We start from the raw sequence: 466 nt of genomic DNA, 5'->3' as shown, positions 1-466 counted from the left end.
TTATCCCTGATAGCTATGATGCCCGTATCGAGCGCTCTATCGATGCCATCTTTAATCCAACGTCTGAATTCAATCAAACGCTTGATAAGTTAAGCAATACAAACGAAAACTTTACCGATAAACCGGGTCGTAGCTGCATGATTTACTACCCATACCTTAAGAGCGCACTGCTTGATGTTGCGGCTGATGATGACCTGTATTGGATTTCTCCTATCTCAGAATGGTACGACGCCGTCACTCGCCAACAGCTCAATATGTTTGGGGCGTTGAAGTTTGCCGTCATCAATCAGAACAATTTCGGCATTCCATGTGATTTAAGCCCTAACAGCTACCAATACCAATAAAGGGCGGACACTATGAATACTCGTTTTTTATTACTTCTCTGTTGTTTGAGTTTTGCTGGCTTCTCTCAGCCGTTTGATACGCTCAAACAGCCAAACCGTTCTGAGGAAGAAATCATCCAACT

The 466-nt window shown here is 43.3% G+C and carries 1 pseudogene; it reads left to right on the top strand.

Features of this window, described 5'->3' with window-relative positions:
* Nucleotides 1-344 (top strand): annotated as a pseudogene (locus AB4512_RS23835) (hypothetical protein); the annotation flags it as partial.
* Nucleotides 345-466 lie beyond the last annotated feature (122 nt).

This window comes from Vibrio sp. 10N.222.52.B7 (assembly GCF_041474275.1).
Lineage (GTDB): Bacteria > Pseudomonadota > Gammaproteobacteria > Enterobacterales > Vibrionaceae > Vibrio > Vibrio crassostreae_C.
This window is presented reverse-complemented; position numbering and strand designations above follow the sequence as displayed.